The 25,608-nt window shown below is 50.1% G+C and carries 16 protein-coding genes and 1 riboswitch; of the genes, 3 read left to right on the forward strand and 13 right to left on the reverse strand.

Annotated elements, in window-relative coordinates:
- Nucleotides 1-398: 398 nt before the first annotated feature.
- The 3 genes from FOA19_RS11090 to FOA19_RS11100 form a co-directional block, all read right to left on the reverse strand.
- Nucleotides 399-1,316 carry a ribonuclease Z gene (locus FOA19_RS11090; RefSeq protein WP_149090893.1) on the reverse strand — a complete coding sequence of 306 codons (918 nt, stop codon included), beginning with the start codon at nucleotides 1,314-1,316 and terminating at the stop codon, nucleotides 399-401.
- A gap of 18 nt (nucleotides 1,317-1,334) precedes the next feature.
- Nucleotides 1,335-1,712 (reverse strand): STAS domain-containing protein, encoded by a 378-nt coding sequence (locus FOA19_RS11095; protein ID WP_062545662.1) that lies wholly within the window; start codon nucleotides 1,710-1,712, stop codon nucleotides 1,335-1,337.
- A gap of 68 nt (nucleotides 1,713-1,780) precedes the next feature.
- Complete coding sequence (locus FOA19_RS11100) at nucleotides 1,781-2,716, reverse strand: phosphoribosylaminoimidazolesuccinocarboxamide synthase (RefSeq protein WP_149090894.1); 936 nt, start codon at nucleotides 2,714-2,716, stop codon at nucleotides 1,781-1,783.
- Nucleotides 2,717-2,918: 202 nt separating this feature from the next.
- Nucleotides 2,919-3,033: riboswitch (SAM riboswitch) on the forward strand.
- Nucleotides 3,034-3,313: 280 nt separating this feature from the next.
- Here FOA19_RS11100 and FOA19_RS11105 point away from each other — a divergent pair.
- From FOA19_RS11105 to FOA19_RS11115, 3 genes are read left to right on the forward strand one after another with little or no spacing between them, the layout of a single operon-like run.
- The gene (locus FOA19_RS11105; protein WP_149090895.1) at nucleotides 3,314-4,651 is read left to right on the forward strand and encodes an O-acetylhomoserine aminocarboxypropyltransferase/cysteine synthase family protein; all 1,338 of its coding nucleotides are present in this window, start codon (nucleotides 3,314-3,316) and stop codon (nucleotides 4,649-4,651) included.
- Nucleotides 4,652-4,656: 5 nt separating this feature from the next.
- On the forward strand, nucleotides 4,657-5,712 hold the full coding sequence (gene metX / locus FOA19_RS11110; RefSeq protein WP_149090896.1) for a homoserine O-acetyltransferase MetX: 1,056 nt from the start codon (nucleotides 4,657-4,659) through the stop codon (nucleotides 5,710-5,712).
- Nucleotides 5,691-6,938 (forward strand): homoserine dehydrogenase, encoded by a 1,248-nt coding sequence (locus tag FOA19_RS11115; RefSeq protein ID WP_149090897.1) that lies wholly within the window; start codon nucleotides 5,691-5,693, stop codon nucleotides 6,936-6,938. Before metX ends, FOA19_RS11115 begins: the two co-directional genes overlap by 22 nt.
- A gap of 399 nt (nucleotides 6,939-7,337) precedes the next feature.
- Here FOA19_RS11115 and lysA read toward each other — a convergent pair whose 3' ends face one another.
- The 10 genes from lysA to FOA19_RS11165 all read right to left on the reverse strand — a co-directional run bounded on the left by lysA (nucleotide 7,338) and on the right by FOA19_RS11165 (nucleotide 25,265).
- Complete coding sequence (lysA, locus tag FOA19_RS11120; protein ID WP_149090898.1) at nucleotides 7,338-8,483, reverse strand: diaminopimelate decarboxylase; 1,146 nt, start codon at nucleotides 8,481-8,483, stop codon at nucleotides 7,338-7,340.
- On the reverse strand, nucleotides 8,476-9,810 hold the full coding sequence (locus FOA19_RS11125) for an aspartate kinase (protein WP_149090899.1): 1,335 nt from the start codon (nucleotides 9,808-9,810) through the stop codon (nucleotides 8,476-8,478). The genes lysA and FOA19_RS11125 overlap by 8 nt, the downstream gene beginning before the upstream one ends.
- 118 nt (nucleotides 9,811-9,928) lie before the next feature.
- Entirely contained in the window at nucleotides 9,929-16,639 is a 6,711-nt protein-coding gene (locus tag FOA19_RS11130; protein ID WP_149090900.1) for an Ig-like domain-containing protein, read from the reverse strand.
- 325 nt (nucleotides 16,640-16,964) lie between these two features.
- Nucleotides 16,965-18,197: a beta-ketoacyl synthase N-terminal-like domain-containing protein gene (locus FOA19_RS11135; RefSeq protein ID WP_149090901.1), complete on the reverse strand. Its 1,233-nt coding sequence runs from the start codon at nucleotides 18,195-18,197 to the stop codon at nucleotides 16,965-16,967.
- 31 nt (nucleotides 18,198-18,228) lie between these two features.
- Complete coding sequence (gene bioA / locus FOA19_RS11140; RefSeq protein ID WP_149090902.1) at nucleotides 18,229-19,515, reverse strand: adenosylmethionine--8-amino-7-oxononanoate transaminase; 1,287 nt, start codon at nucleotides 19,513-19,515, stop codon at nucleotides 18,229-18,231.
- The gene (bioD, locus tag FOA19_RS11145) at nucleotides 19,505-20,158 is read right to left on the reverse strand and encodes a dethiobiotin synthase (RefSeq protein WP_149090903.1); all 654 of its coding nucleotides are present in this window, start codon (nucleotides 20,156-20,158) and stop codon (nucleotides 19,505-19,507) included. The genes bioA and bioD overlap by 11 nt, the downstream gene beginning before the upstream one ends.
- Nucleotides 20,107-21,270: an aminotransferase class I/II-fold pyridoxal phosphate-dependent enzyme gene (locus FOA19_RS11150; RefSeq protein ID WP_149090904.1), complete on the reverse strand. Its 1,164-nt coding sequence runs from the start codon at nucleotides 21,268-21,270 to the stop codon at nucleotides 20,107-20,109. The genes bioD and FOA19_RS11150 overlap by 52 nt, the downstream gene beginning before the upstream one ends.
- Before the next feature lie 9 nt (nucleotides 21,271-21,279).
- The gene (gene bioB / locus FOA19_RS11155; RefSeq protein WP_149090905.1) at nucleotides 21,280-22,314 is read right to left on the reverse strand and encodes a biotin synthase BioB; all 1,035 of its coding nucleotides are present in this window, start codon (nucleotides 22,312-22,314) and stop codon (nucleotides 21,280-21,282) included.
- Between the two features lie 369 nt (nucleotides 22,315-22,683).
- The gene (locus FOA19_RS11160; protein ID WP_149090906.1) at nucleotides 22,684-24,009 is read right to left on the reverse strand and encodes a toxin-antitoxin system YwqK family antitoxin; all 1,326 of its coding nucleotides are present in this window, start codon (nucleotides 24,007-24,009) and stop codon (nucleotides 22,684-22,686) included.
- A 71-nt stretch (nucleotides 24,010-24,080) separates the two neighbouring features.
- Complete coding sequence (locus tag FOA19_RS11165; protein ID WP_149090907.1) at nucleotides 24,081-25,265, reverse strand: acetyl-CoA C-acyltransferase; 1,185 nt, start codon at nucleotides 25,263-25,265, stop codon at nucleotides 24,081-24,083.
- Nucleotides 25,266-25,608: the final 343 nt, after the last annotated feature.

The following is a 25,608-nucleotide window of genomic DNA, read 5'->3' on the forward strand; positions in this document are numbered from 1 at the left end:
ACGCTCGCTGCCCCAAACTCTCGTTTAGGCAATCTTCAAGGGGAGAGTTTCCGCTTAGTAGGCGTATATCCGTTTCCAGCCTTTCGGTTGAGCGCCTTGTCAGGTTCCGGTGCCGAAGGCATTGCGACTGCAGGGAGCAAAGGAAGCTGGCGCAGCGCGAGGCCGGAAGGCGGGGCCTCGCGGCCGTGAGCGCTCGGAGCCTAACAATAAAACGATAAAGTAATTGCACCAACGCAAACAGCAGAGCTACGCCAGCACAAACAGACTATGAGGCAAAAGAAAAAGTTATAAGTTGAGCAGAGAAGCCGCCCTTCACGTACCAAGCAAGTTGCATGAACTAATCACCAGTTTTAAGGCTAAAATTAGAAAAACACCTTCAAAACAAAAAGAAAGGTTTACTACTCCAACACACTGATTGTCTTCCCCTCCGTGGCCAAAGCCGTGTTAGGAAAGATAGACTGTGCTTCTGCCAATAAAGGAGTCAAGTCTTTGTAGCGGGCGGAAAAGTGGCCAATGAGCAGCCTTCTTACCTGTGCTTTCTCGGCGAGGGTAGCGGCTTGGGCGGCCGTGCTGTGGAAGGTGTGGGTGGCACGGTGCTCCATGTCGCTCAGGAACGTGGATTCATGGTAGAGCAGGTCCACGCCTTTCACGTAAGGCAGAATGTCTTCTTTGTACTTTGTGTCTGAGCAGTAGGCGTAGCTGCGGCTGCGTTTGGGTTCGGTGGTGACGTCCTGGTTGCGGACCAGGATCTCGCCTTGCTCGTTGCGGATGTCCTCGCCCCATTTAAGCCGTACCAATTGGGGAGGCGTCAGGAACTCGGGGAGTTTGCCTTTGAGGAGGTGGCGGGGTTTGGGCTTTTCTCTGAAGAGGAATCCACAGCAGGGCACCCGGTGCTGCATGGGCAGCGAGTGGACAGTCATGTACTTGTCCTCAAAGATTTTCTTGCAGACGGTGGTATCCACTTCCACAAAATTTAGGTGGTAGGGGAGTTGGGTGCCACCGTATTTGAATTGGAGGGTGATGATCTCGGCCAAACCTTTGGGGCCGAAGAGGTTGAGGTGGCCGGTGCGCTGCTGCAGGTGCATGGTAGAAAGCAGGCCTGCCAGGCCAAAGTAATGGTCACCGTGCAAGTGACTTATAAAGATGTTACAAATGCGCTGATGCTTTACTTTGTATCGCATCAGCTGCATTTGTGTACCTTCGCCGCAATCAATCAGGTTTATCTGATTGCCAACTGTGAGAAGTTGGGCCGTATGATTTCTTTCAAAAGACGGGGTGGCAGAGGAGCTCCCAAGTATTTTCAGCTCAAAGTCCAAACTGCAGCCCGCTTATAACTATTCTTCTTTTTTGGTGAGATCGCTCTCAATCTCGTGCAGGAAAACGCGGTCAATGCCTTCTTCCACTGTAGGCAGAATGTTCAAAACAGACTCCAGCTTAGAGATAGTGATCAATTTGGTAACGTGCTCTTGCAAGCCGGTTAAGATAAGAACCCCTCCGGAAGAGTTGCAAAGACGGTTCGCAATCAGGATAGAAGACAATCCGGAAGAATCAGTATATTTTACGTTGGTAAGATCCAGGATCAGGTTGGTAATACCTTCTGCATTCAACTTCACAAACTCAGACTTCAAATCGGGCGCGATCGTGGTGTCTAGCTTTTTTTCATCTATGGTGATGATGGTGTAATTCTCTTTTTTATCAATTGTGTACTTCATAAGTAACAGCAAAAAGGTTTAGAGTGCGAATCTACCAATTTTTGGTGGAATATCTTTAACAATGTAATCTAAAAAATGTTGGCCGCAATACTTTCCTGTAGCGTATGTGGCTGACTGGCATAGTCCTGGGGAACAAACTTTTTGCCTAGCAACTGCTCGTACAATTCAATGTAACGCTGTGAAATCTCGGATACCTTGGCATCGGTCATCTCGGGGACTTGCTGCCCTTCCTTGCCCTGGAAGCCATTCTCAATGAGCCATTGACGTACGAATTCCTTTGAAAGTTGTCGCTGTGGTTCACCGTTGGCCTGCCGCTCCTGATAACCTTCTGAGTAAAAGAACCTTGAAGAATCAGGGGTGTGGATTTCATCTATTACATAAATGATGCCATCTGCTTTCCCGAACTCATACTTTGTGTCCACCAAGATAAGACCCCGCTCTGCTGCCAGTTCTGAGCCCCTTTTGAAAAGCGCCCGGGTATATTCCTCTAATTGGACATAATCTTGTTCGGCCACTATTCCTTGGCGCAGGATTTCCTCCCGGGAGATGTCTTCGTCGTGACCTTCAGAGGCCTTGGTGGTAGGCGTGATGATGGGCTCCGGGAAAGGGTCATTCTCGCGCAGACCTTCCGGCAGGGTAACTCCGCAAAGGGTGCGTTTGCCGGAGCTGTACTCGCGCCAGGCGTGGCCCGCCAAGTACCCTCTGATCACCATCTCCACTTTGAACGTTTCGCACTGCCGGCCAATGGTCACGTTAGGGGCCGGTTGGCTCAATACCCAATTAGGAACTACGTTGGCGGTAGCTTCCAAAAAGGAGGCCGCAATCTGGTTCAGCACCTGTCCTTTGAAGGGTATAGCGCGAGGAAGCACCACGTCAAACGCCGAGATGCGGTCCGTGGCCACTAAGGCAAGTTTGTCTTGGAAGTAATAGACGTCGCGGACCTTGCCCCGGTAAAAGCCGGTCTGCTCTGGAAAATGGAAATTGGTTTCTTTTAACGCTTGCATAGCAGATAACTAAGGGAGGCAAAGTTAGGAAAGGATACAGAAGGGGCAAGAATATTTCTATTTTATGACTTCGTATCTCCTAGTCCCCATTTACTAACATTTGTTGGTTTTTTAAAATAATTCGCAAATTATTTCCAAAATTATTTGAGGTTTAGTTTTTCGTTGATAGATTTGCAGCATCAAGTCAATTATTCCGGTAGTTGATTTATAAAGAAGAGCGGAGAGACAGGCTCAATGAAGCTCTAGCAACCTACCAACCGTGTAAGGTGCTAAGTCCTGATCCCAATGGACATATTGCCACTTGGGGAATATAAATTGATACGAAGATGGAAAAACAATTCAACGCCACTTCTGACAATGCAGCGCCGCGCCTGACCATGGCGGCAACAGGTATCACCCATTCTATTATCCCTTCCATTACGCGAATGTGCACAATTTCCATGATGGATATTTGTTGCTGTTGTCGCTAAACTCCTCTAGTTAATTAATTTTTTCTCAGGGGCCTGATGCACAACAGCTTCAGGAGGAAACCTGTCACCTGTTTGTTTTTCTGGCCCTTGAATTTGTTCAATTCTTCAATTGTAACCGGCTAAAATCATGTCTAATTCATATCGTTTTGAAACCCTTCAGCTGCACGCTGGCCAAGAAATAGATCCTACCACCCGTTCACGGGCGGTACCCATTTACCAAACTACCTCTTACGTTTTTGAGAACGCTGAGCACGGCGCCAACCTTTTCGCCCTAAAGCAGTTCGGGAATATCTATACCCGTATCATGAACCCCACCACCGATGTGTTTGAAAAGCGCATCGCGGCGTTGGAGGGAGGCGTGGCTGCAGTGGCGGTTGGTTCTGGCCAAGCGGCGCAGTTCATCGCCTTGAACAACATCCTGCAGGCAGGAGACAATTTCGTGGCTTCCAGCAACCTGTATGGAGGCTCTTATAACCAATTCAAAGTAGCCTTCAAGCGCTTGGGCATTGAAGTGCGGTTCGCCAAAGATGATGAGCCCGCTACTTACGCCTCTCTCATTGATGGGAACACCAAGGCGCTCTACCTGGAGACCATTGGGAACCCACGCTTCAATATTCCTGATTTTGAGTCCATCGCGGCCGTGGCGGCAGGACATCACCTTCCGCTGGTAGTGGATAATACCTTTGGGGCAGGTGGTTACCTGTTTCGTCCGCTGGAGCATGGGGCTAATGTGGTGGTGGCCTCCGCTACCAAATGGATTGGCGGGCACGGCACCAGCGTGGGCGGCGTAATTGTAGACGGCGGCAATTTCAACTGGGGCAACGGCAAGTTTCCGCAGTTCAGCGAACCGTCTGAAGGTTACCACGGCCTTAACTTCTGGGAAGTGTTTGGCGCCAACGGCCCGTTCGGCAACATTGCCTTTGCAATCAGGGCCAGGGTAGAAGGTCTAAGGGATTTCGGTCCGGCCTTGAGTCCTTTTAATTCTTTCCAGTTGATCCAGGGTCTGGAGACGCTTTCCCTGCGGGTTGACCGCACGGTGCAGAATGCCCAGGCTTTGGCCGAGTGGCTGGAAAAGCACCCGTTGGTGGAGAGTGTGAATTATCCGGGTCTTCCTTCCAGTCCTTATCATGAACTCGCCCACAAATACCTGAAACGTGGTTTCGGGGGCGTGCTCAGCTTTAATCTGAAGGGCGGCAAAGAAGAAGCAGAAGTGTTTGTGAACAGCCTGGAACTGGTAAGCCACCTGGCAAATGTGGGCGATGCCAAAACCCTCATCATCCACCCGGCCTCTACCACCCACCAGCAGCTAAATGAGGAAGAGCAATTATCAGCCGGGGTGACCCCCACGCTCTTGCGGGTATCGGCAGGAATTGAGCATCTAGAGGATATCAAAGCAGATTTTGAACAGGCGTTTGCCAAAGTGAAAGTAAGAGAACCTAAGTTGGAGGCAGAGTTACCTGCGTAAGGATCATGTTAAAAGGACGCGTTTTTAATTACACAGAAGAATTCACGTTGGAGTCCGGGCGATCTTTGCCCGGTTTCCAGCTCTTTTATACCACCTGGGGCACCCTCAACGAGGACCGCAGCAACGTAGTGTGGGTTTGCCACGCCTTTACCGGCAACGCTTTCGTGAAAGACTGGTGGGGAGACCTGTTTGGCGAAGGAAAGACCTTTGATCCGGCCAAGCATTTTATTGTCTGCGCCAACTCACTGGGAAGCTGCTATGGTTCAACGGGCCCCTTGAGCCTGAACCCAGATACCGGCAAACCCTACTACCACGCCTTCCCGGTATTAACCAACCTGGATGTGGTGCGGGCTTTTGATGCTTTGCGTGAACATTTGGAAATTGAGCAGATAAACGTCTTGATTGGCGGCTCTATTGGCGGCCAGCAGGCGTTGGAGTGGGCGATTGAGCACCCAGAGAAAATCAAACGTCTGGTGCAGGTGGCGGGTAACGCACGGCAATCGCCTTGGGCTGTTGCCCTGAACGAGAGCCAACGCATGGCCATTGAGCAGGACGTAACTTGGCAGTTGGCCACCGATGACGCCGGCCTAGAAGGAATGAAAACAGCCCGTTCCGTAGCCTTGTTGTCTTACCGCACCTATAACTCTTATAACCAGGCGCAGCGCGAAGGCTCCTCAGACCTGAAGAGAATCTACCGGGCAGCCAGTTACCAGCGGTACCAGGGCGAGAAGTTGGCCAAGCGCTTCAATGCTTTCTCATATTGGCAGCTTACCAAAATGATGGACAGCCACAACGTGGGTCGTAACCGTGGCAACGTGGAGGCAGCTTTGCGCCAGGTAAAAGCAGAGACCCTGATCATTGGCGTGGACACCGATCAATTGTTCCCTTTAGGAGAGCAGAAATACGTGACCCGGTATATTTCCAACGCTACTTTCCAAGTCATTCACTCAGAAGCCGGGCATGACGGGTTCCTGCTGGAGACAGACCAGCTAAGCCGTCACTTAGATACTTTTTTACAGAAAAAACAACAGAGAAAAACATGGATTCCCACCGTCTTCTAAAAATCGGCTTGTTTGGGTTTGGCTGCGTAGGTCAGGGCCTGTACGACATACTTTCCCGCGAAGAGGCGCTTCCGTTCAAAGTGGAACGCATCTGCGTGAAAGACCCTACTAAACTTCGGCCTTTGCCCACTGAGAGTTTCACCTACGACTGGCACCAAGTGCTGCAGGATGATTCTCTGGACATCTTGGTGGAAGCGATTAGCGATGCCAACGAGGCTTACACCATTGTGGCAGAGGCGTTGCGGCGCGGCAAGAAAGTGGTGACCGCTAACAAGAAACTGGTGGCCTACCATTTACCCGAGTTGCTGGCTTTGCAGCAGGAGTTTGGTGGTGTGCTGTTGTACGAGGCAGCCGTGGCTGGGGGAATCCCGATTATCAGAACCGTGGAGGAATATTTTTCCAATGAACCGCTGGAGCGCGTGCATGGCATCTTGAACGGTTCCTCCAACTACATTCTCAGCCAGATCTTCAAGTTGCAGAAAGGCTATGCTGAGGCCCTCAAAGAAGCCCAGGACAAAGGCTTTGCGGAGCTGGACCCCTGGCTGGACGTGGCCGGGGCCGATGCCCGGCATAAGCTTTGCATCTTAGCGGCGCATGCGTTTGGCAGAACCATTGCCCCCGAGGAACTGGCTTTCTTTGGCATAGATTACCTGAGCGACGCAGACGTGGAGTATGCCAAGCAAAGCGATTCTGTCATCAAAATGGTAGCCTCGGCGCACTTAACTGCAGACGGGGAGTTGGTGCCGGTGGTGCTACCCAGTTTGGTAGACGCCTCAGACGATTTGTTTGTGGTGGAGCAGGAATTCAACGGTGTAGTGGTGCAGGGGACTTACTCTGGTCCGCAGTTGTTCAAAGGCAGAGGTGCCGGCGGCCACCCCACCGGAGCCGCGGTGCTGTCAGACATTGTATCCATCAGCAACGGATATTCTTATGGGTATAAGAAGCTCAACAAAACTACCAATGCTCCGGCCCTAGCCCTCGATTTTGAACTGGAAGTCTACCTGCGCAGCAGCGAGCCAGAACTGGTTGCCGCCCTTGGGCTCACCAATCTGCAGAACGTGCAGCGGGACAATGACACCTTTAGTGTGCTTGGAACAGTGACGCTAGGCAACCTGATCAAAAACCAAGACCACATCAGAAAAGCAGGCGCTTACATCATGGCCCTATCTTCTGATTTCGTGGGGGCACCCGCCAGAAAAGTGAAAGTACAGGAGCAGGTATCCTGATATTCTAGATTTAATTTGAAAAACTTTACAGCATTAAATGCGGATGGTCCGCTTTCAAAGAGTAGCTTGTTTATTTAGTTCGTTCAATTACGCAGACACCTGGCTATAAGCTGGGTGTTTACGTTTTGGGCCTTTTTTATGAAAATGGTGGCTAAAAGAGAAAGATATAAAGCGATCAGGATCGATTCATTTCAGTGATACCAAGCCGATTTATTTTTGGTCAGTTTTTAACAAAACAACCGCTAAACGCAATTCCTATTCTTCTTTACTTACGTAGCTTGATAGCTTCTTGAAAAGAGTGCCTTAATGCCTTAATAAAGAATCCCTGTTTTAGAGCTGTTTTCTTAAAATCAGCTCTAAAACAGGGATTCAAAATGAAAGCTAAGACAGCTTTAGAAACTAAGAAAGGTAAATGGCTTTCACCCGGTCCCGGAGGTTGTACTCAGAGACCATTACCTCGCCATAGGCACCGGCTGTCCTGATGGCTACCAGATCGCCGCGTTTGGTCTCTGGCAATTCAATAGCCTTGGAAAAGCAGTCCGTTGATTCACAGATAGGGCCAACCACGTCATAGGTTTTGGCGGGAAGATCAGAGGAAAGGTTCTCAATCTTGTGGTACGCCTGGTAGAGCGCCGGGCGCATCAATTCGGTCATCCCAGCGTCCAGAATCACGAAATTCGTCTTTTGGCCGTGCTTCATGTACAAGACCTTAGAGATAAGGTTTCCGCTGGGGGCTACCAGGGCTCGGCCTAACTCAAAGTGCACCACTTGTCCCGGACGTTTGTCCAGCAGCCGCTCAAAGATCCCGAAGTAGGAAGCGAAGTCCGCGATGGGGTTTTCTTCCGGGGTGATGTAATCCACGCCCAGGCCGCCGCCCACATTCAGGTGCGGGAAAGTGAGGCCGCGCTCCTCAAACCAATTCTGCAGCTCGTTTACCCGGACGCAAAGGTTCTCGAAAGCCCGCAGATCGGTGATCTGAGACCCAATATGGAAGTGCAGCCCGATGAGTTTCAGGTTAGGCCAAGCTGCAAATTGGGGCAGCAGTTCCTCCAGTTCCCACACGTTGATCCCGAACTTGTTTTCCTCCAGCCCGGTGGTGATGTGCTTATGGGTGTAAGCGTCTACGTTTGGGTTGATACGCAAAGCTACCTGCGCTACTTTTCCTTTAGCGGCTGCCAGTTCCTGGATTACCTCCAGTTCCTGCACGGATTCTGAGTTGAAGCAGAAGATATTGGAATCTAAGGCAAAGTTAATCTCAGCATCGGACTTGCCTACGCCCGCAAACACAATCTGCTCCGGCGCGAAACCTGCCTCCAGCGCCCGACGCACCTCGTTGCCACTCACGCAATCCGCCCCGAAACCTCTTTCCAGGATCTCGGCCAAGATAGGGGAGTTGGCGTTCGCTTTAAGGGCGTAATGCACGTGATACCCGTATTTCCCAGCTTCGGCCTTGGCTGTATCCAGCGTTTGGCGTAACAGGGAAAGGTCGTAGGCATAAAAAGGGGTAGGTTGCTGAGAGAACGCCTTCAGTTGTTCTTTAAGCATTGGTCTCCTCCCTTTCCTGGAACACCCCTTCATTGATAGACACCAAGGCGTCTTCTTTATGGATGGTATTCACTAAAAAACTGATGTTGTTTTTGCTTCCGCCGTAAGAGATCATGCGTAATGGAATGTGCCCCAGCGACTGCACCACTTTCAAAGCGGCGCCTGGTTTGTCTTCCATGAAGTCGCCGACTACGCACACAATGGTCAACTCGGTGTCAATCTCTACCGTGCCGAATCGCTGCAGGGCCTCTGTGATCTCCGGTAGATACGTGATGTTGTCAATGGTAAGGGAAACGGCTACCTCAGACGTGGTGATCATGTCAATAGGCGTCTTAAAACGCTCAAACACCTCAAACACGCTGCGTAAGAAACCATAGGCCAACAACATCCGGCTGGATTTTATTTTGATCGCGATAATCCCGTCTTTGGCAGCCACTGCTTTGATCTTGTTGCCTGCTTTCTTGGACGATATAGTGGTTCCCTGAGCCTCTGGTTGCATGGTGTTCAGCAACCGCACCGGAATGTTGTGCTGCTGCGCCGGCAGGATGCTGGACGGATGCAGGATTTTCGCCCCGAAGTACGCCAACTCCGCCGCCTCGTCAAAAGACAACTCTGCAATAGGATAGGTGTTCTTCACTATGCGCGGGTCATTGTTGTGCATCCCGTCAATGTCGGTCCAGATTTGGATCTCAGACGCCTTAACGGCCGCCCCAACAATAGAAGCGGTGTAGTCACTACCCCCGCGTTTAAGGTTATCGATCTCGTTTTTGGCGTTGCGACAGATGTATCCCTGCGTGATGAACAACTGGTTGTCTGGATATTGATCCAGCAAGTTTCTCAGGTTCTCACGGATGAAAGCCTGGTCTGGCTCCTCGTCTGGGGTGATCTTCATGAAGTCCAAAGCGGGCAGCAACACCGATGGAGTGCCTTTCTCATCCTGGAAAATCTTGAAGAGCTGCGTAGACAGCAATTCGCCCTGCGCTAAAATGATTTTCTCAGAAGCAGGGGAGAAAGGTTGGTTAAAGCAGTCCCGGATATCTGAGAATACAACTTCAATTACCTGTTTACCCTTTTCCTTTGATGCTTCCTGTTTATATAAATCAGCAATCACCTGTTTATAGTGTTGCTCTAATTGTGCTGTGAGAGATTCTGCCTGGGCTACGTCGCCCTGGGCCAGTTGCTGTCCAATCTGCACCAGGTGGTTCGTGGTTCCTGACATCGCAGAAAGCACCACAATCACCGGTTCCTGAGTTGGAAGCAGTTGTGAGACGGCACCCATCCGCTCCGCAGAGCCTACGGAGGTACCCCCAAATTTCATGATTTTCATAGATATTAAATAAAACCTGCGAATTTACTAAAACATCAGGGGAATACTAAAAGAAAACCCCACCTACCGCTACTTTTTATTAGCGGTAGGTGGGGTTTAATAAGAGAGTTAAAAAGGATTAGTTTTCCTTTACTACCCTGATGAACTCAGAAAGCGAAGTGCCTGTCACTCTTAGGATGTAGACACCATTTGCAATTCTTGACAAGTCTCTGGTAAGTTTCACCTTACCTGAGGTAACATTAGCAGATTCCTTGTAAATCAGCTTCTGGTTTAGGTCATAGAGTTCTACCTGTACTGTTCTGTCTTCTACACTGTTAATGGAGATAGAAACTTCTCTCGTGAAAGGGTTAGGAGAAACGGCCACTTGAGCTGTTGCCTTGTTACCTGCAGCATTCACTGATACAACCTTGCTGTACTCAAAGGCTCCGTTTACATCAACTTGTTTCAAGCGGTAGTACACTGTGCCAGCAGGGGCAGAACCATCGGTGAAGCTATAATTCTTCGCCACGCTGCTGGTTCCGTTTCCATTTACCTGACCAATGCTCAAGAAGGTGTTGCCGTTTATGCTACGCTCCACCTGGAAATAAGCATTGTCTTTCTCAGAGGCGGTGGTCCAGTTAAGCTTGATGCCATTGTTAGTGGCCGAAGCTGTAAAGGATGTTAAAGTAACCGGAAGCGGAGTGCCTATGATCACGGTTGGAGAAAGGGTAGAAGTACCGCCGTTGGCATCAGTTGTTCGGATAGTAGGCATGTAAAGATCTGATTCCAGCAGACTGCGGTTGCTGACATACATTCTTAACTGACCATTCACAATCCGGTACGATACCCCTGGTATTGAATAATTGTTATCAATAGAAAAAGCTGTTATAAAAGCATCACTATCACCAAATGTGAAAAGCACATCTTCATTCTGGTACTCAGAAACTGCCTTAGGCTGCATAGAAGAAACAACTTCTGCCTCACAATCCAGGGTGATGGTTACCTCAGCTGACTGTGAACCACAAGAAGCGGAAGTTACTGTCCATTTGAAAACGTAAGCTCCCGAACTTAAACCAGAAACAGTTGTAGTTGGGTTGGTGGATTCAGCAAAAACAGGATTTCCTGAATCAGTAGGCTTCGAAATTACAGTCCAGACACCACTAGTGCCAGTTGGAGCCGCAGATGCTTCTAGAGCTACTGTTTTGCTTCCTTGGGCACTTGTTGAACAAACTGATTTATTTTCTCCAGCATATGCCGTGAATGCTGGTGTAGAGGAGATAGTAACTTCATTAGATAGCGGACTCTCACAAGTGTTAGAAGTTGCGCGCACATTGTAGGTACCGGCCGCAGAGGCCGTGAAGGAAACCGCCCCATTTGCAACAACAGGTGAGCCACTTGGGCTGCCATTCAGGAACAGTTGATAACTGTATCCATTTACTGGGGAACTAACTGTAATGGTAACCGATGTACTACCACAAATGCTAGCGTTGCTAGCGGTAATTGCCGGTGCAGTTGGAGCTGGGTTCACGGTTACAGTAACTTCATTTGAAGTGGCAGAAGGGCAAGAACCACTGGAGGCCACCACGGTGAATTTAGTTGTAGCACTTACAGATGCTGTGAAAGAAACCGTGTTACTTCCATTGTAGGTGATAGAGCTACCTTCTGCTACTCCGTTACGAGAAAGCCTGTAGGAAACACCATTCACCAAATTACCAGTAGCAGTAATGATAGCATTGCCGCTGCCACAGACAGCTGCCACGTTAGAACTGACCGTAGCCGAAACCGGTGTAGGTGAAACAGTGACGGTGACCTGATTAGAAGTAACTGAAGGGCAAGAGGCATTAGAGGCTACCACTGTGAAATTAGTAGAAACAGCACTTACTGTGGCAGTAAAGGAAATAGCGTTGCTGCCATTATAAGTGATGGCGCTTCCTTCAGCTACACCGTTTCTGTACAACTGGTAGGCAATTCCATTTACAAGTCCTGAAGAGGCAGAGATAATTACGTTGCCGCTGCCGCAGACTGCTGAGGTGTTAATAGAGATAGTAAAGGCTACAGGAGCAGGGTTTACAGTTACATCTACATAACCTTCCATAGTGACATTGCCGCAATTCCCAGCGCTAATGGCCTGAACTGTCAATGTAGTAGGAGAAGTTAAAGCTCCAGAAGTAAGGGTAATGGGACCACCTGTACTAGTTACCGCATTACCGCTTGAAGTAGCACCATTGTAGATTTGATAGACTATGCCGTTCTGTGAAGAAGGCAAAGTGATAGACACTGTTCCTCCTGAGCAAACCACCTGCTGGCTAGAAGTAAAGCTAAACACGGTAGGAGTAGGGGTTACGGTAACGGCATGTGTAGAACCAATGGGCAAAGAAGAACAGCCAGAACGGATGGCAGTTACTCTAAGAGATGCATTAGACGTCAAGGCATCTGTGGCAAGAGTAATGGCACCTCCGGTACCTGCTACCCCAAATCCAGTTGCCGTGGTACCGTTGAAAATTTGGTACGTTACTCCAACTTCTGAGCTAGCTAGGCTTATGCTGGCGGTTGAACCGCTACAAATACTAGATGCAGTAACTAGGGTGCTGGTTTGGGTTGACGGAGCTGAAACAGTTACAGTAACTGGGCTTCCTACTGTGAAAGCTGTACAGTTAGCAGGGCTGCTTGGCGTAGCCTGAACAGTAAACGTGGTAGTTGCAGTAATAGCAGCTGAGGTAAGGGTAATATCTCCCCCGGTTCCTTCTACAGCTGCCCCAGTGGCCATTCCGTTGATGTACAGTTGGTAGAACACCTCCGTTTCAGAGGCGCTTACTCTAATTTGGGCAGTACCCCCGCTACAGATGGTTGGGGTGATGGTTGCCACTGTGAGGTTGCTGGATGGCACAGAGACAAATACACGGTTACTCATATCTACAGAACAGGGGTTTCCTGTTCTGGTGGCAACAACCTTCAGGTTAGAATTGCCCGTCAGCAAGCCAGTAGTTATGTTGATAGCACTTCCGGTTCCAGTAACAGCAGAGCCCGTATTTGCATAGGCACCAGTGGCGGGATTGTAAATCTGAACCTGATAGCTAACTCCAGTTTCAGAGCCTGCCAAGGTTAAAGTGGCTGCAGTGTTAAAGCAGATGGCCTGTGTAGTAGGAGTAACTGCGAAGGAAGTAGGAATAGGATTTACTGTTACCACAGAGTTCCCTGTCATGGTCACTCTCCCGCCACAAGTGTTAGTTGCCACAATAGTGTAAGTACCTCCTGTGGTAATGGCACCTGTTGAAAGCGTCAACGCACCGCCGGTTCCTTCCACAATGTTTCCTACTGGAGAAGCACCCAAATAAATTTGGTACGAAACACCTACCTGTGATCCTGAAAGGGCAATGGAAGCTGCCTGACCACTACAGATCGTCTGGGTAGGAGGAGTAACGTTGAAGGTAGTTGGAGTGGTAGAAGTAACATTCACCGTAAACTGCTGCGTCAGGGCAAACGGAGTACATCCCCCTGAGGTAGCTAATACCCTAAAAGTGTAAACCCCAGCCGTGGACAGAGCGGCAGATGTCAGGGTGATGTTTCCTCCATTGCCAGTTACCGGGTTACCTGTATTTGTGAAGGTTGACCCTGAACCGGTTTGTAGTTGGTATAACACATTACTTTCTGAACTTTGAATTACTACAGATGCAGTAGCAGTATTACTTGCACATATTGACTGAACAGATGGAGTAATGGTTAAAGCATTGGAAGGCACAGTCACGGTGAAGGTGTTTGCCATGTCTGTAGAACATCCATTCTTAGTGGCTACCACTTTGAATGTGCCGCTAGCTGTAATGGTGCCAGTAGTTAACGTAATGGCACTGCCTGTACCTGCCACAGCGTTCCCCGTGTTAACATAAGTTCCGGTAGAAGGGTTGAGCACCTGAATTTGGTAAGAGGCACCTGTTTCAGAATTTGCTACTGTTACAGTTGTTGAGGCACCATTACAAACGGTTGTAGAAGCTGGGGTAACAGCATACGCCGTAGGAGCCGGTGCAATAGTAATGGAAGTTGACCCTTTCAAAGTAGTCTGGCAATCTGGGGAACCTACCTGGAAAGCTCTAACCGTTAAAACAGCCGCAGTTGTTAGGTTACCGGAAGACAAGATAATGGTGCCTCCGTTCCCCACCATGGCAGGTCCACTGGCGGTTGATCCATTATAAATCTGGTAAATAACCCCATTCTCGGTATTGGCTACCGTGATAGTGGCTGTACTGTTGTTACAAACCGTTTGCGCTGATGGGGTGAATGTTGGGGTAGTAGAAGGTGAAACGCAGGAAACGGTAACAGCAGCTGTTTGCTGACTCTCACAACTACTAACACCAACTGGAACAGTTGTTGGCGCTATGGAAGCAGTAACAGAAGTTCCTGTAGACAGATTTGCTTGGTTGGTGGAATTAATGGCAATTGACCAAGTTACAGGAGTTGAGGTAGAAGCCCCAGAAATGGTTGCCGTTCCGGCTATACGTTGACCTTCAATGTAAACGTATACAGTACCATTTGTGGTGGTGGAACCGGTAATAACGGTTGCCCTTTCTTTAATCGGAGAGGCTAATGCTAAACCAAAGCTGGCGGCAGTTGCAGGATTAGCCACGGTGATAGTTGAAGAAGCTGGACTCACGGTTTTACCTCCCGGTGCAGTTGCTACAGCGTACAAGACGTCTCCTCCTCTAAGAGTAATGCCGCTTAATACCTGTGCAGACCACACACCTCCAGAAACTGTAGCAGTTTCAGTGATGCGGGTATCCGATGCAGTGTTTGGGATTGCACCGCTTCTCCGGTAAACAATGACCGTTGTTCCTGCAGCTTCAGAAGACGTGCCTGTAATGGTTGTTACAGTTGGGCATGGGGCTGTGGTGGTGAAAACAGGTGCCGCGGTTACACAGCTTGTTCCAATCACCAAAGTATTAGAGGGTCCCGATAAGCCTGTAGTATTAGCTTTTGTGCGGACACTAACTGTATCATTCGCACTTAATTGATAGAGAGAAAGGTTAATGGACCAAGTCCCTGTAGCCGTAGCTGTTGTAGTAGGAGCCAAATCTCCATTTGAGGTAGTAATAGGTTGTCTATTAACAAACAAATAAACAGGGCCGTTAGCAACTGCACCAGTTCCCTGCAATGGAGTAGTAGTGCCGGTACAGTAAAAAGTGTTGCTTATGGTAGGGGTGGCTGTTGTTACAGCTCCTGGAGTGGTAGTCTCATTACCACCATTAAGATACCAAGCTGCTGATCTAGGGGATTCACAACCATTGGAAGTAACAGTAGCAGTTAAAGTACCATAATTGTTAGTGCTAGTATTGCCACCACAATTATAACTGAAGGTGAAGTTACCTGTAGTACAGGCCACTGGAGTATATTTATAAGTATAAGTAGTAACACTCACCCCATTAACTGTAGAAACAGTAGAGGTTGGAGCTTGGTAAGTACCGGGGTAATAAACCCCATCTCTATATACCTTTATAGGAGAAGGACTACCAGCCGAATAGGTAAGGTAAGCCGGGAGTTGTACGGTTGAGGTTATATTTACACTTTGTTGGTTGCTGTTAAAAGACGCAATTTTTGGAGCTGGAGTAATACATCTTGAAACAGCCTGCGCTCCAACTGTAACAGTATTAGAAGACACCGAGGTACTAGCCGCGCAATTCCCACTGGCCGCTCTGGTCACTCTTACTGTTAAGATATCACCAGCTACAAGCGTGGTACCGCTCGGTAACGGGAAAGAAAAAGCTCCATTGGTTACGGTTACAGGTGAAGCCGCTACTACCTGGGTTCCATTCCGGAAGAGGGTGATGGTCCCGCCATTTTCTGAAGAGGTTCCAGTAATGGTGGTAGTACCTACCCTTACAGCAAGGTTTGTGGTGATGACAGGTGCCGCCGGAGCCGCAGTTTGGCAAAACTCGCCAGCCTGAATTTGTTGTAGGGAGGTAGATGGGAATGCTGGAATCAGATCACGCCAAATCCGGAATTTATCATTGGCATAGGTTCTGTCATCAACTCCTCCAACATCAGAAATAGTACCTTCCAGCCCTGTTTGAGCGCTGGTAACGGTTGATCCAGTAACCCGGAGGGGGGTAGAAGAACTAATGCCAACGCCTCCATCACCACTAAAAGCCGAGAGTGGCACATAAAAATCAAAGAAATAATCAGCATTTCCGCCTGCAGTAGAAGCGGCAATGGCTTTCTGGAAGTATTGGCTATAACCATTGTTCGCGCTACCACGCCAGATGACGTTGCTGGTGAAAGGATCTGTGTCGTCTCCGCTCCCCCGGTGGCGGTAGATGACAACGTCAAAGTTGAGGGCCAATACTACCTCAAACTCAAAGCCAAGGTTTTTCACCTTAGAAGGCGTGGTGTAATCCACCAAGGTACCGTTGGCAAGCCGTTGTTTATTGAAGACCCCATCAGAGTCAATCAAGAAGCTATATCCTTTAGAGGCCGAAGAGTTACCACCCAATCTAACCCTGAACATCACTTGTGTGCCATTAAAGGCCATGTACAATGGGTTGGGTGCTAAGTCTGTGTGACCGCCGGCTGATCCGGTTACCAAGTCATTCAAGGGCTCAGAGCCTAATTGGGGCAATTCCCGGTAGGCAATCTCATTGTATTGGAATGTTCTGTCATTCGTCCCTACATACCCTGTGTTGGTCTTGGAAACATAGTTATCAAGATTAGGGTCCAAAACATTCCTGCCGGTTCCGGTAGCTGGTTGGAATATCAAACCAGGAGTTTGGGCCTGAGTAATGTTTTGATAATACAAAAGACAGAAAAGGATGGCAATGAAAATTTTGCAATTCTTGCTTTTAGGAAGTAAAAGTTTTTCCGTCATAGCTTATTTTTAGGTGAATGATGAACAGTTGTGGGGTACGTCAATATTATCTTTCGCAGGTTTGGAAAAACATAAATTCGGTGAATTGTGTCTTCCGACCGACCAATGATAAAAAATACGGCTAAAAAAAAGGATAGTTTATAAAAGCTGCTTGGTAATTAGAATGAAACACAGTAACAGGTGGACAAGGGAATTTGTTTTGTCCTAAGGATGGGAAAAAATAGAGGATAGAATGGGGAGATATAAAATACAATATTCAAAATTTTGAAAGGATGTTCCAGAACGGAGAAATACAGAAATGCGGTTTTTACTAGCGGGTTGATTGTTAATACCCAATGGAGTTCTCTTTGGCCAACAAAGTTAATATAAGGCTTGCGGCATTACCCCCGAAACCTGCTGCATTTACCATCAAATGAGTAGGCTGAATAGTATCAGGAGCGATGGTGCCTTGTAGTCTTGAAGCATTGAAGTGGGAGAATAGCAACCCCATACCCATTTCAGCAGACAATGCCCCGGAGGCACCTAGGGTATGGCCAATCTGGATTTTGTTCGAGAAAAAATTTACAGCATCTTCGCCAAAAATACTGAGAATAGCATTCATCTCTGCAGCATCGCCGGCCTTGGTACCGGGAGCATGCAGGACTATGGCGTCTATGTCGGCATGGGAAAGGTTAGCTTGTTGTAAGGCGTCGCGCATGGCTGCCTGAAAGTGAAGTCCTTCTTTGGATATACCCGTTTTAGAGGGGCTGCGTTCGTATCCCATTCCCACGGCTGCCACCACTACTGCTTTCTCCCGCCTGAGGCCTTCAAACTCTTGCTGGGTCATTCTTTCCAATGCAAAAACGGCAGCTCCTTCACCTAAAACAAAGGTGTTGTGCTCCTTATTCAAAGGACGGCAAGGATTTTCATCAGCTCTAAACTTGGAGTAGATGCCGATGGATTTCATTTGCGCGATGGTGAAAGGTGTGAGGGGAGCCTCGGTGCCGCCTACCAGAAAGCGTTTCGCCATACCGGACTTTAACCAGGCTACCCCATTGGCGAAAGCCTGCAGAGCGGTACTGCAGGTAACGGAATGGCTAATGAGCGGCCCCTGCGCCTGCAGGTCATTGGCTACCCAACTGGCCACGTTCCCCAGGGTTGTACTGGGGGAGACTGCAGGCGATAAACGTTTTTCGGGCGTTTTTAGAAAATCAGCGTGGAAATGCTCAAATAAGCCGGTGGCTCCTCTAGAGGATCCTATGTTGATGCCTACCGGTAGTTCCTCATCCGTGGTCCAACCAGCCTGGGCTACTGCTTGGCGTGCTGCTAAAATGGCCAGTTGCACCGAGCGATCCAGCGAAGCATATATGGGGTTCTCCCGAACTAAATCTTGCAGCAGGTTTTCAGCCGCAAGAGAAATTAGAGCCACAGGAGTGTCAATCCCCAAGTGGGATAGGTTTGTAAATGCGGTTTTCCCGCTGGTGTAGGAGGCATATACTTCTTCCGGGGTGCCTCCCAGCCCCGATATGGATCCCATTCCCCGGACCACAATCCATTCCTGATCCCCTCTGCTCTTCATCTGTTTTCTGGGTAATTTTCTATAAACAAGCCTAAAACGCCTGCACTACTAAATTTCGCATCTGCTCCATGACCCCATACACTTTCTCAAGTTGGGCATTGGTGATGCAATAAGGCGGAAGAACGTACACAATGTTGCCCAAGGGCCGCAGCAGTACACCGTTTTCTAGGGCCAAATTGTATAGCTGGTCCCGGAGAGAATGGAAATAGGAGGTCTGCCCCACTTCAAACTCAATGGCCAGAATGGTGCCGGTTTGGCGGCAAACCTTTATTCCCGGCTTTCCTTCCAAGGTCCGGGCGAAGGCAGCATGAGAAACACTGATTCTATCCAGGTTCTCCAGAAATGATTGTTTCTCTACTAAATCCAAGCTGGCCAAAGAAGCGGCGCAGGCCACCGGGTTTGCAGTATAGGAGTGCCCATGGAAGAAGGTCTTGGTCTTGTCTTCGCTCAGGAAAGAATCATAGATGGCCTGCGAGCTAGTGGTTACGCCCAGAGCCATGGTGCCGCCGGTAAGCCCTTTGGAAAAGCACATCAGGTCAGGTTCCTGGCTCAGGTAATCGCAGGCGAAACGCTTCCCAGTTCTCCCAAAGCCAGTCATGACTTCATCAGCGATGACGAGTATTCCTTTGGCCCGGCACAGTTCTAACAAATGGTCTAATACTTCTGGAGAGTACATGACCATACCGGCGGTACCTAATACCAGAGGCTCAAAGATAAAAGCAGCAATATCTTCCCGGTCCAGCAGTTTTTCCAATTGCGCGGTGGTAAGTTCTTCCTCACCGGGTACTGGCACAGGCAGAAACTCCACTTCAAAAAGATACTGCTGAAAAGGCCGGGTAAAAACCGACCGCTCGCTCACCGACATGGCCCCGAAGGTATCGCCGTGGTAGCTGCCTTCAAACGCGATGATTTTCGTCTTGTCCTTGCCTTGGTTAAACCAGAACTGCAACGCCATCTTGAGCGCCACCTCCACGGCCGTGGACCCGTTGTCTGAGTAAAAGACCCTGGCCTGGTTCTGAGGCAAGAGCTTGAGCACCCTTTCTGCGAGTTCTACCGCGGGTGCGTGGGTGAACCCCGCGAAGATCACGTGCTCCAGGGTACGCAATTGCTGGCTTACGCGCTCCGCGATGTGCGGGTGCGCGTGCCCATGGATGTTCACCCACCAAGAAGACACGGCGTCAATGAACTCGCGGCCATCCTCGGTGAAAAGGACGGCGCCTTCTCCGCGCGTAATCCCAATGGGAGGGGGAGCCGTTTGCATCTGGGTGTACGGGTGCCAGTTCACCAACTGGTCCCGCTCCGAAAGGCTATTGTGCATGGTTGGTTAAATAATCTTGTAAGGTCTTCGCGTACCCTAATACTGTGTTTTTATCAAAGCTTTCTTCTTGCAGAATGCGCGGAAACGCCTTTAGCTGGTAGTAGTTCAAGATGAATTCTTCTGACGAAGGGTTGGGCACCCCGTTGAAGACAATGCCAGCTACGCCAATGTTTCTGCTCTTGAGCACCTCCACCGCCATTAAGGTATGGTTAATACTGCCCAAGTAATTTTTGGAAACCAATACTACTTCCAATTGTAGCTTTTGAATCAAATCTAAAACTAAGTCCCGCTCGTTCAACGGCACCATCAAACCTCCGGCTCCTTCCACCACCAGGTTGTTCCGGGTGGCTGGTAGTTGGATCTGCTCCAGGGTTAGCCGAATGTTCTCCGCTGCGGCTGCGGTGTGCGGGGAGGCCGGCCTCTGCAGGCGGTAAGCCTCGGGATGAAAGACAGTACGGGTGTTGGAGATCAGGCGCCGCACGGTGTGGGTGTCTGAGTCTTCCAGGTTTCCGGCCTGTACGGGTTTCCAGTAATCAGCTTGGAGCGCTTCGGTGAAGATGGCGGCGGCAATGGTTTTACCCACATCGGTGCCTATGCCGGTAATGAAATATCTTTTGGGGTGTGCTGATGAAGCAAGTTGCATAATTCTTGTACTTGGGCTTTGGTATTGTAGGCGTGCAGCACCAGCCTGAGGCGCTCTTTGCCCGCCGGAACGGTGGGGCTGAACACGGGCCGCACGTCAAATCCCGCTGCCTGAATATGGTTGGCCAATCTCCGCAGCGCCACCGGATCCGGCAATTGCCAAGCCTGGATGGGGCTGCCGTTTTGGCCCTCTTTTCCGGAAAACGAAGCCAAAGCGCGTCCGTCTTCCAGGAGTGAATGATAGTATCTCGCGAGTTCCTGTACCCGGGCTCTTTCCTGGGTTAGGGAGGGAAGTAACCGGTAGGCTTGCCTGATGGCGGCTAAAGAGGCCAACGGTAGGGCAGTGGTGTAGATAAAAGGCCGACTGAAATTGAGCAGAAATTGCTGCAGTTCCCCTGGGCCTACCACCGCTGCACCGTGGGCCCCAATCGCCTTCCCGAAGGTCATGATGCGGGCAAACACCTCCTGCTCCAGCTGTAAGGCAGAAACCAGGCCTTCGCCCTTTTGGCCGTACAGTCCATTGGAATGTGCCTCGTCCACTACCAGGTACAAGCCCTGTTCCTGGCAAAGGGAAGCTAGTTCCTGCAGCGGGGCGAAGTCCCCATCCATGGAATAAAGTGACTCTACGGCTACGTACACATCACCCTGGGCGCGCTTTAGCTTCTGCCGGAGGTCGTCTACATCGTTATGCCGAAAGGGGAAACTCTGCGCGAAACTGAGCCGGATGCCTTCTTTCATGGAGGCGTGGCTGGCCTCATCGTAGAAGATGGTGTCTCCGCGCTGGGGCACTGCCGAGAAGAATCCGCAATTGGCCACGTATCCGGAGTTGAACAGCAGGGCTGCCTCCGCATTATGGAATAGCGCTAATTCTTCCTCCAGTTCCTGGGCGTAGCGGGTATTCCCGCTTAGTAGCCGTGAGCCAGTGGCGCCGTGGGCCAGTTGACTCTCTACTTCTTCGGTTATATTTAGGGCCAGAACCTCTGATGCTGCCAATCCCAGGTAATCGTTGGAACTGAAATCCACCAATCCTTTAGGGGGAACAGAAAGACTCCGCAGGGTTCCTTTCTGCACTCTGGTTTCCAGCTGGCGCAGCAGACGTTCCGGCACCTTCATGGCAAAAAGTTATTCAGCGGCTACTGCTTCTGCAGGAGCGTCAACGGTTCCGCCGCAGGCCGTCTCGGCTTTGAAAGATTTACGAGGGTTCAGACCCAGCAACTCAAACATAGCCTTGTCATCGGCGAAGCCCGGGTTAGGCGTGGTCAACAGTTTGTCACCGGAAAAGATGGAGTTGGCGCCTGCCAAAAAGCAAAGGGCCTGCTCACTCACCGGCATTTCCTGGCGACCAGCCGACAAACGCACCATGGTTTTCGGCATTAGGATACGGGCGGTGGCAATCATGCGCACCATTTCCCAAACGCTCACGCGCGGTTGCTCGGCCAACGGCGTGCCTTCTACGGGTACCAGCGCATTCACCGGCACACTTTCTGGGTGTTGCGGCAAGTTGCTGAGCACGTGCAGCATGGCAATACGGTCATCGTCGGTCTCGCCTAGACCAATGATCCCGCCGCTGCACACCGAGATACCGGCTTTGCGCACGTTTTCAATAGTACCCAAACGATCACCATAGGTACGAGTGGTAATGATATTGCTGTAATTCTCTTCTGAGGTGTCCAGGTTGTGGTTGTAGGCGTAGAGACCGGCTTGTTTCAGACGCTCGGCCTGGTACTCGTTCACCATCCCCAGGGTACAGCAAACCTCCAGACCCATCTCGTTCACACCTTCCACCATCTCCAACACACGGTCAAAGTCGCGGTTGTCCCGCACTTCGCGCCAAGCGGCACCCATGCAGAAGCGGGTGGAACCACCTTCTTTGGCTTTGCGGGCCGCGTCCAACACCACCTCGTTGCTGAGGAGCTTGTGCGCCTGCACACCTGTATGGTAACGGGCCGCCTGCGGACAATAAGCGCAGTCCTCCGGGCAACCGCCAGTTTTCACACTCAGCAGCGTGCACACCTGCACTTCGCCGGTAGCCTGGAATTGTTTGTGAACCTGTGAGGCCTCCACGATGAGTTCCAGCACGGGTTTATAGTAGATGGCGCGTATTTCATCCATGGTCCAATCCGTACGGAGAGGGGCGGTGTTCAGGGCGTCCGTCATAGTCTAAAAAGTCTAGTTTAGGCGGCTAAAGTACGGCGGAAAAAGCAATAGGAGAAATTTTTAAGCCTCAATGCTAACCCTTGTTAGGCTATTTTTTGGTTGTTTTCTGAAAATCAGGCAGAAAGCAGTTGTAGCGGCGTTACACTTTAACGCCGTGCGGCTATGGAACAGAACCGTACCGATTGGAGAAATCGGTTTTAAAAAGAATCTTCTGGAGGTTAATGTTGCAAAGCCGATTCTACCTATGGGCACCTTTGCTGCTGCGTGGAACCACGGCGTTACAGGGTAACGCCGCTACATTCGTTTCAAGTCTGATTTTCAGAAATCGGGCTTAAAACAACAATCCGCAATCAGCAATCAACAATTACATTACTTCTTGTCTGCGATTACCTGGCCGTTGCGGTACTCTACTTTTTTGGTGGGCTTGCCGGTCTCGTCAAAGTAGGTCCAGGTGCCGGTTTCGCGGTTGTTGCGGAAGGTGCCGGCCATTTCGGTTTTACCGTTCTCGTAAAGTTGTTTGAAGGTGCCGTAGCGCAGGCCGTCTTTGTACAGCGTCTCTGACTTTACCTTGCCCGAGGGGAAGTAGGTGATGAGCGTGCTCACGATTTTGCCGTTCAAATAAGTAGCCTTTGATTCCACCTGACCATTGTCATGGTAGGTGAGGCGCTCGCCGGTGATGCGGCCGTTTTTGTAGGGCTCTGAGGTTTTTAGTTTTTTGTTCTCGTGGAATTCCTCCCAGGTGCCCACGCGTTTGTTGTCTTTGAACTCCTCCTGTGCGGCGATGGCGCCGGAAGGGTAGAAGCGGGTGATCTTGCGGTCTTTCTCGGCGTTTCCGTAGCGGATTTCCTGTTGCAGTTTTCCGTTCTCGTCAAATGATTGTGCCAATCCTACCCGCAGGCCTCTACTGTAAGTGACGGTTGCCTTCCGGTTACCGTTTTCATAGTAGGCCACTGAGGGTCCCTCGGGTTTGCCCGCCACCACACTGCCCTCGGTCATGAGTTTGCCCGAGCGATAGTAGGTTTTGAACTTGGCAGGTTTGGTAGGTCCCGCGCTGATGGTCTCGGTTTCTAGTTGGCCGTTGTCATAATAGGTGCGGTAGCCGCCCTCTATCATTCCGTTACGGTAATTGGCCTCCGATTCTTTTTCCCCGTTGGGGTGGAACGTGCGCGAAATCCCGCTCTGCGCCTTGCGGGTGTAGGTGATCTCTGACCGCAGCTTGCCATTGGGAAAATACTCTTTCACGGTGCCCTCGGGGAAACCCTCCACAAAATTGGCTTCCTGCTTTAGTTGGCCGTTCTCGTGGTAGCTCTTGAAAGGTCCGCTCTGCAGATCGTTCAGGTATTGGCCTTCCTGTAATTTATTGCCGTTGGCGTAAACCGCCGAGAATGGCCCGTTCTTTTTACCGTCTTTGTATGGAACCGTCAGTTTGGGCTTGCCATTGGCGAAGAACTCGGTGTAGAGACTGTCGCGCTTGCCTTCCACCACTTTCACCATGGCCTCCAATTCTCCGGTAGGGTAGTATTTGCGGTAATAGCCGTGCATCACCGAATCTGCCGAGCCCTTGATGAAGTACACCTCTTTGATTGCCGATTGCAGCGAATCATAGTAGGTAACCACGCGAGTCTGGGCCTGGGACTCCCATTGGAACCCGAGCGTGAGCAGCAGAAACGCAGATAAAAACAGAATCCTTTTCATGGATACAAAACAATAAAAAAAGCCTTACTTATAACGTAAGGCTTTTTTGAATTAGTATAGTTCAACTAGGCTTACACCCGCTCCAGCACGATGGCCGAGGCGCCACCTCCGCCGTTGCAGATACCGGTCACCCCAATTTTGCCGTTGTTTTTTTGCAGTACGTTGATGAGGGTAGTCACGATTCTGGCTCCTGAGGCTCCCAATGGGTGACCTAAAGAAACAGCACCACCGTACACGTTCACGTTGCCGCCTTCCAGACCCAACTTCTGGTTGTTAGCCAGCGATACCACCGAGAACGCCTCGTTGATCTCGTAGAAATCCACTTCAGAAGGCTCCACCCCGGATACTTTCAAAGCTTTAGGAATAGCCAGGGCCGGAGTAGTCGTGAACCATTTAGGCTCCTGTTCGGCATCGGCGAAGCCGCGGATTTTGGCGATTGGTTTCACGCCCAGTTCCTCGGCCTTCTCTTTGCTCATCAGCAGCAACGCCGCGGCGCCATCATTGAGGGTTGAGGCGTTAGCGGCAGTAACGGTACCCTCTTTATCAAATACAGGGCGCAGGCCTGGGATCTTGTCAAAGTTCACCTTGCTGTATTCTTCATCCTCGGTGATGAAGATTGAGTCTTTCCCGCGCTGCGGGATCTCAATAGGCACAATCTCGTCTTTAAGGAAACCGGCTTTGGCCGCGGCCGCGGATTTGCGGTAAGAGTTGATGGCGTATTCGTCCTGCATCTCGCGGGTGATGCCCAACTCACGGGCGGTGTTTTCGGCGGCGCTGCCCATGTGGTAGTCGTTGTAGACATCCCAGAGGCCGTCTTTCACCAAGCCGTCAATCATCTGACCGTGACCCATCTTGGCCCCGAAACGGGCTTTGTCTAGGTAATACGGCACGTTGGACATGCTCTCCATACCGCCTGCCACGATGATGTCTTTGTGGCCCAGCATGATGGCTTGCGAGGCGAACATAATGGCCTTGGAACCCGAGGCGCACACTTTATTGATGGTGGTACATTCCACTTCGTATCCTAAACCGGCGCCAATGGCTGCCTGCCGGGCGGGTGCCTGTCCCACGTTCGCCGACAACACATTGCCCATGATCACTTCCTGTACCAGGCTTTTGTCTACCCCGGCTTTCTCCAACGCGCCTTTGATGGCGATGGCACCCAACTGAGGAGCCGTCAGGCTGGCCAAAGCTCCGCCAAAACTCCCGATTGGCGTACGAACCGCCGAGATAACATATACTTCTTTCACTTGCATAGCAGTAGTTTTTCTGGATTATCGGTTTGAAATTAGGAGTTCTCTCAATAAAAACCAAACGCTTGTTAGGTTGAAAGGGTTCTCACTTGTAAAACAAAAGTCTGCAGCAAGAAGGTAGAAGACCAATGTTGAAGGTTGTTGAGCAGAACAATAAAAATCAGCAAATCCATTTTAGGTCTGTTTTCAGAAATTCAGGACTAAACTGAAAGTTTATTTCATCAATAATCAGCCTAAATTAAATCTTGGGTATCAATAGTCTTTCTTGCTGTAGTTGTCACCATAATGGTAAGTATTGCTTCATTCCCCAGACCGTTGGTTCTTTTGACTAGTCTCTTTTAGCTTA

The organism is Rufibacter hautae, assembly GCF_008271695.1.
Classification (GTDB): Bacteria; Bacteroidota; Bacteroidia; order Cytophagales; family Hymenobacteraceae; genus Nibribacter; species Nibribacter hautae.

Coding starts and splice junctions, on each gene's coding strand:
- FOA19_RS11115 (WP_149090897.1), top strand. CDS start 5,691: ATGGATTCCCACCGTCTTCTAAAAATCGGCTTGTTTGGGTTTGGCTGC.
- FOA19_RS11105 (WP_149090895.1), top strand. CDS start 3,314: ATGTCTAATTCATATCGTTTTGAAACCCTTCAGCTGCACGCTGGCCAA.
- FOA19_RS11165 (WP_149090907.1), bottom strand. CDS start 25,265: ATGCAAGTGAAAGAAGTATATGTTATCTCGGCGGTTCGTACGCCAATC.
- FOA19_RS11100 (WP_149090894.1), bottom strand. CDS start 2,716: ATGCAAGCGTTAAAAGAAACCAATTTCCATTTTCCAGAGCAGACCGGC.
- FOA19_RS11125 (WP_149090899.1), bottom strand. CDS start 9,810: ATGAAAATCATGAAATTTGGGGGTACCTCCGTAGGCTCTGCGGAGCGG.
- FOA19_RS11095 (WP_062545662.1), bottom strand. CDS start 1,712: ATGAAGTACACAATTGATAAAAAAGAGAATTACACCATCATCACCATA.
- FOA19_RS11130 (WP_149090900.1), bottom strand. CDS start 16,639: ATGACGGAAAAACTTTTACTTCCTAAAAGCAAGAATTGCAAAATTTTC.
- metX (WP_149090896.1), top strand. CDS start 4,657: ATGTTAAAAGGACGCGTTTTTAATTACACAGAAGAATTCACGTTGGAG.
- lysA (WP_149090898.1), bottom strand. CDS start 8,483: ATGCTTAAAGAACAACTGAAGGCGTTCTCTCAGCAACCTACCCCTTTT.
- FOA19_RS11150 (WP_149090904.1), bottom strand. CDS start 21,270: ATGAAGGTGCCGGAACGTCTGCTGCGCCAGCTGGAAACCAGAGTGCAG.
- bioA (WP_149090902.1), bottom strand. CDS start 19,515: ATGCACAATAGCCTTTCGGAGCGGGACCAGTTGGTGAACTGGCACCCG.
- FOA19_RS11135 (WP_149090901.1), bottom strand. CDS start 18,197: ATGAAGAGCAGAGGGGATCAGGAATGGATTGTGGTCCGGGGAATGGGA.
- bioB (WP_149090905.1), bottom strand. CDS start 22,314: ATGACGGACGCCCTGAACACCGCCCCTCTCCGTACGGATTGGACCATG.
- bioD (WP_149090903.1), bottom strand. CDS start 20,158: ATGCAACTTGCTTCATCAGCACACCCCAAAAGATATTTCATTACCGGC.
- FOA19_RS11160 (WP_149090906.1), bottom strand. CDS start 24,009: ATGAAAAGGATTCTGTTTTTATCTGCGTTTCTGCTGCTCACGCTCGGG.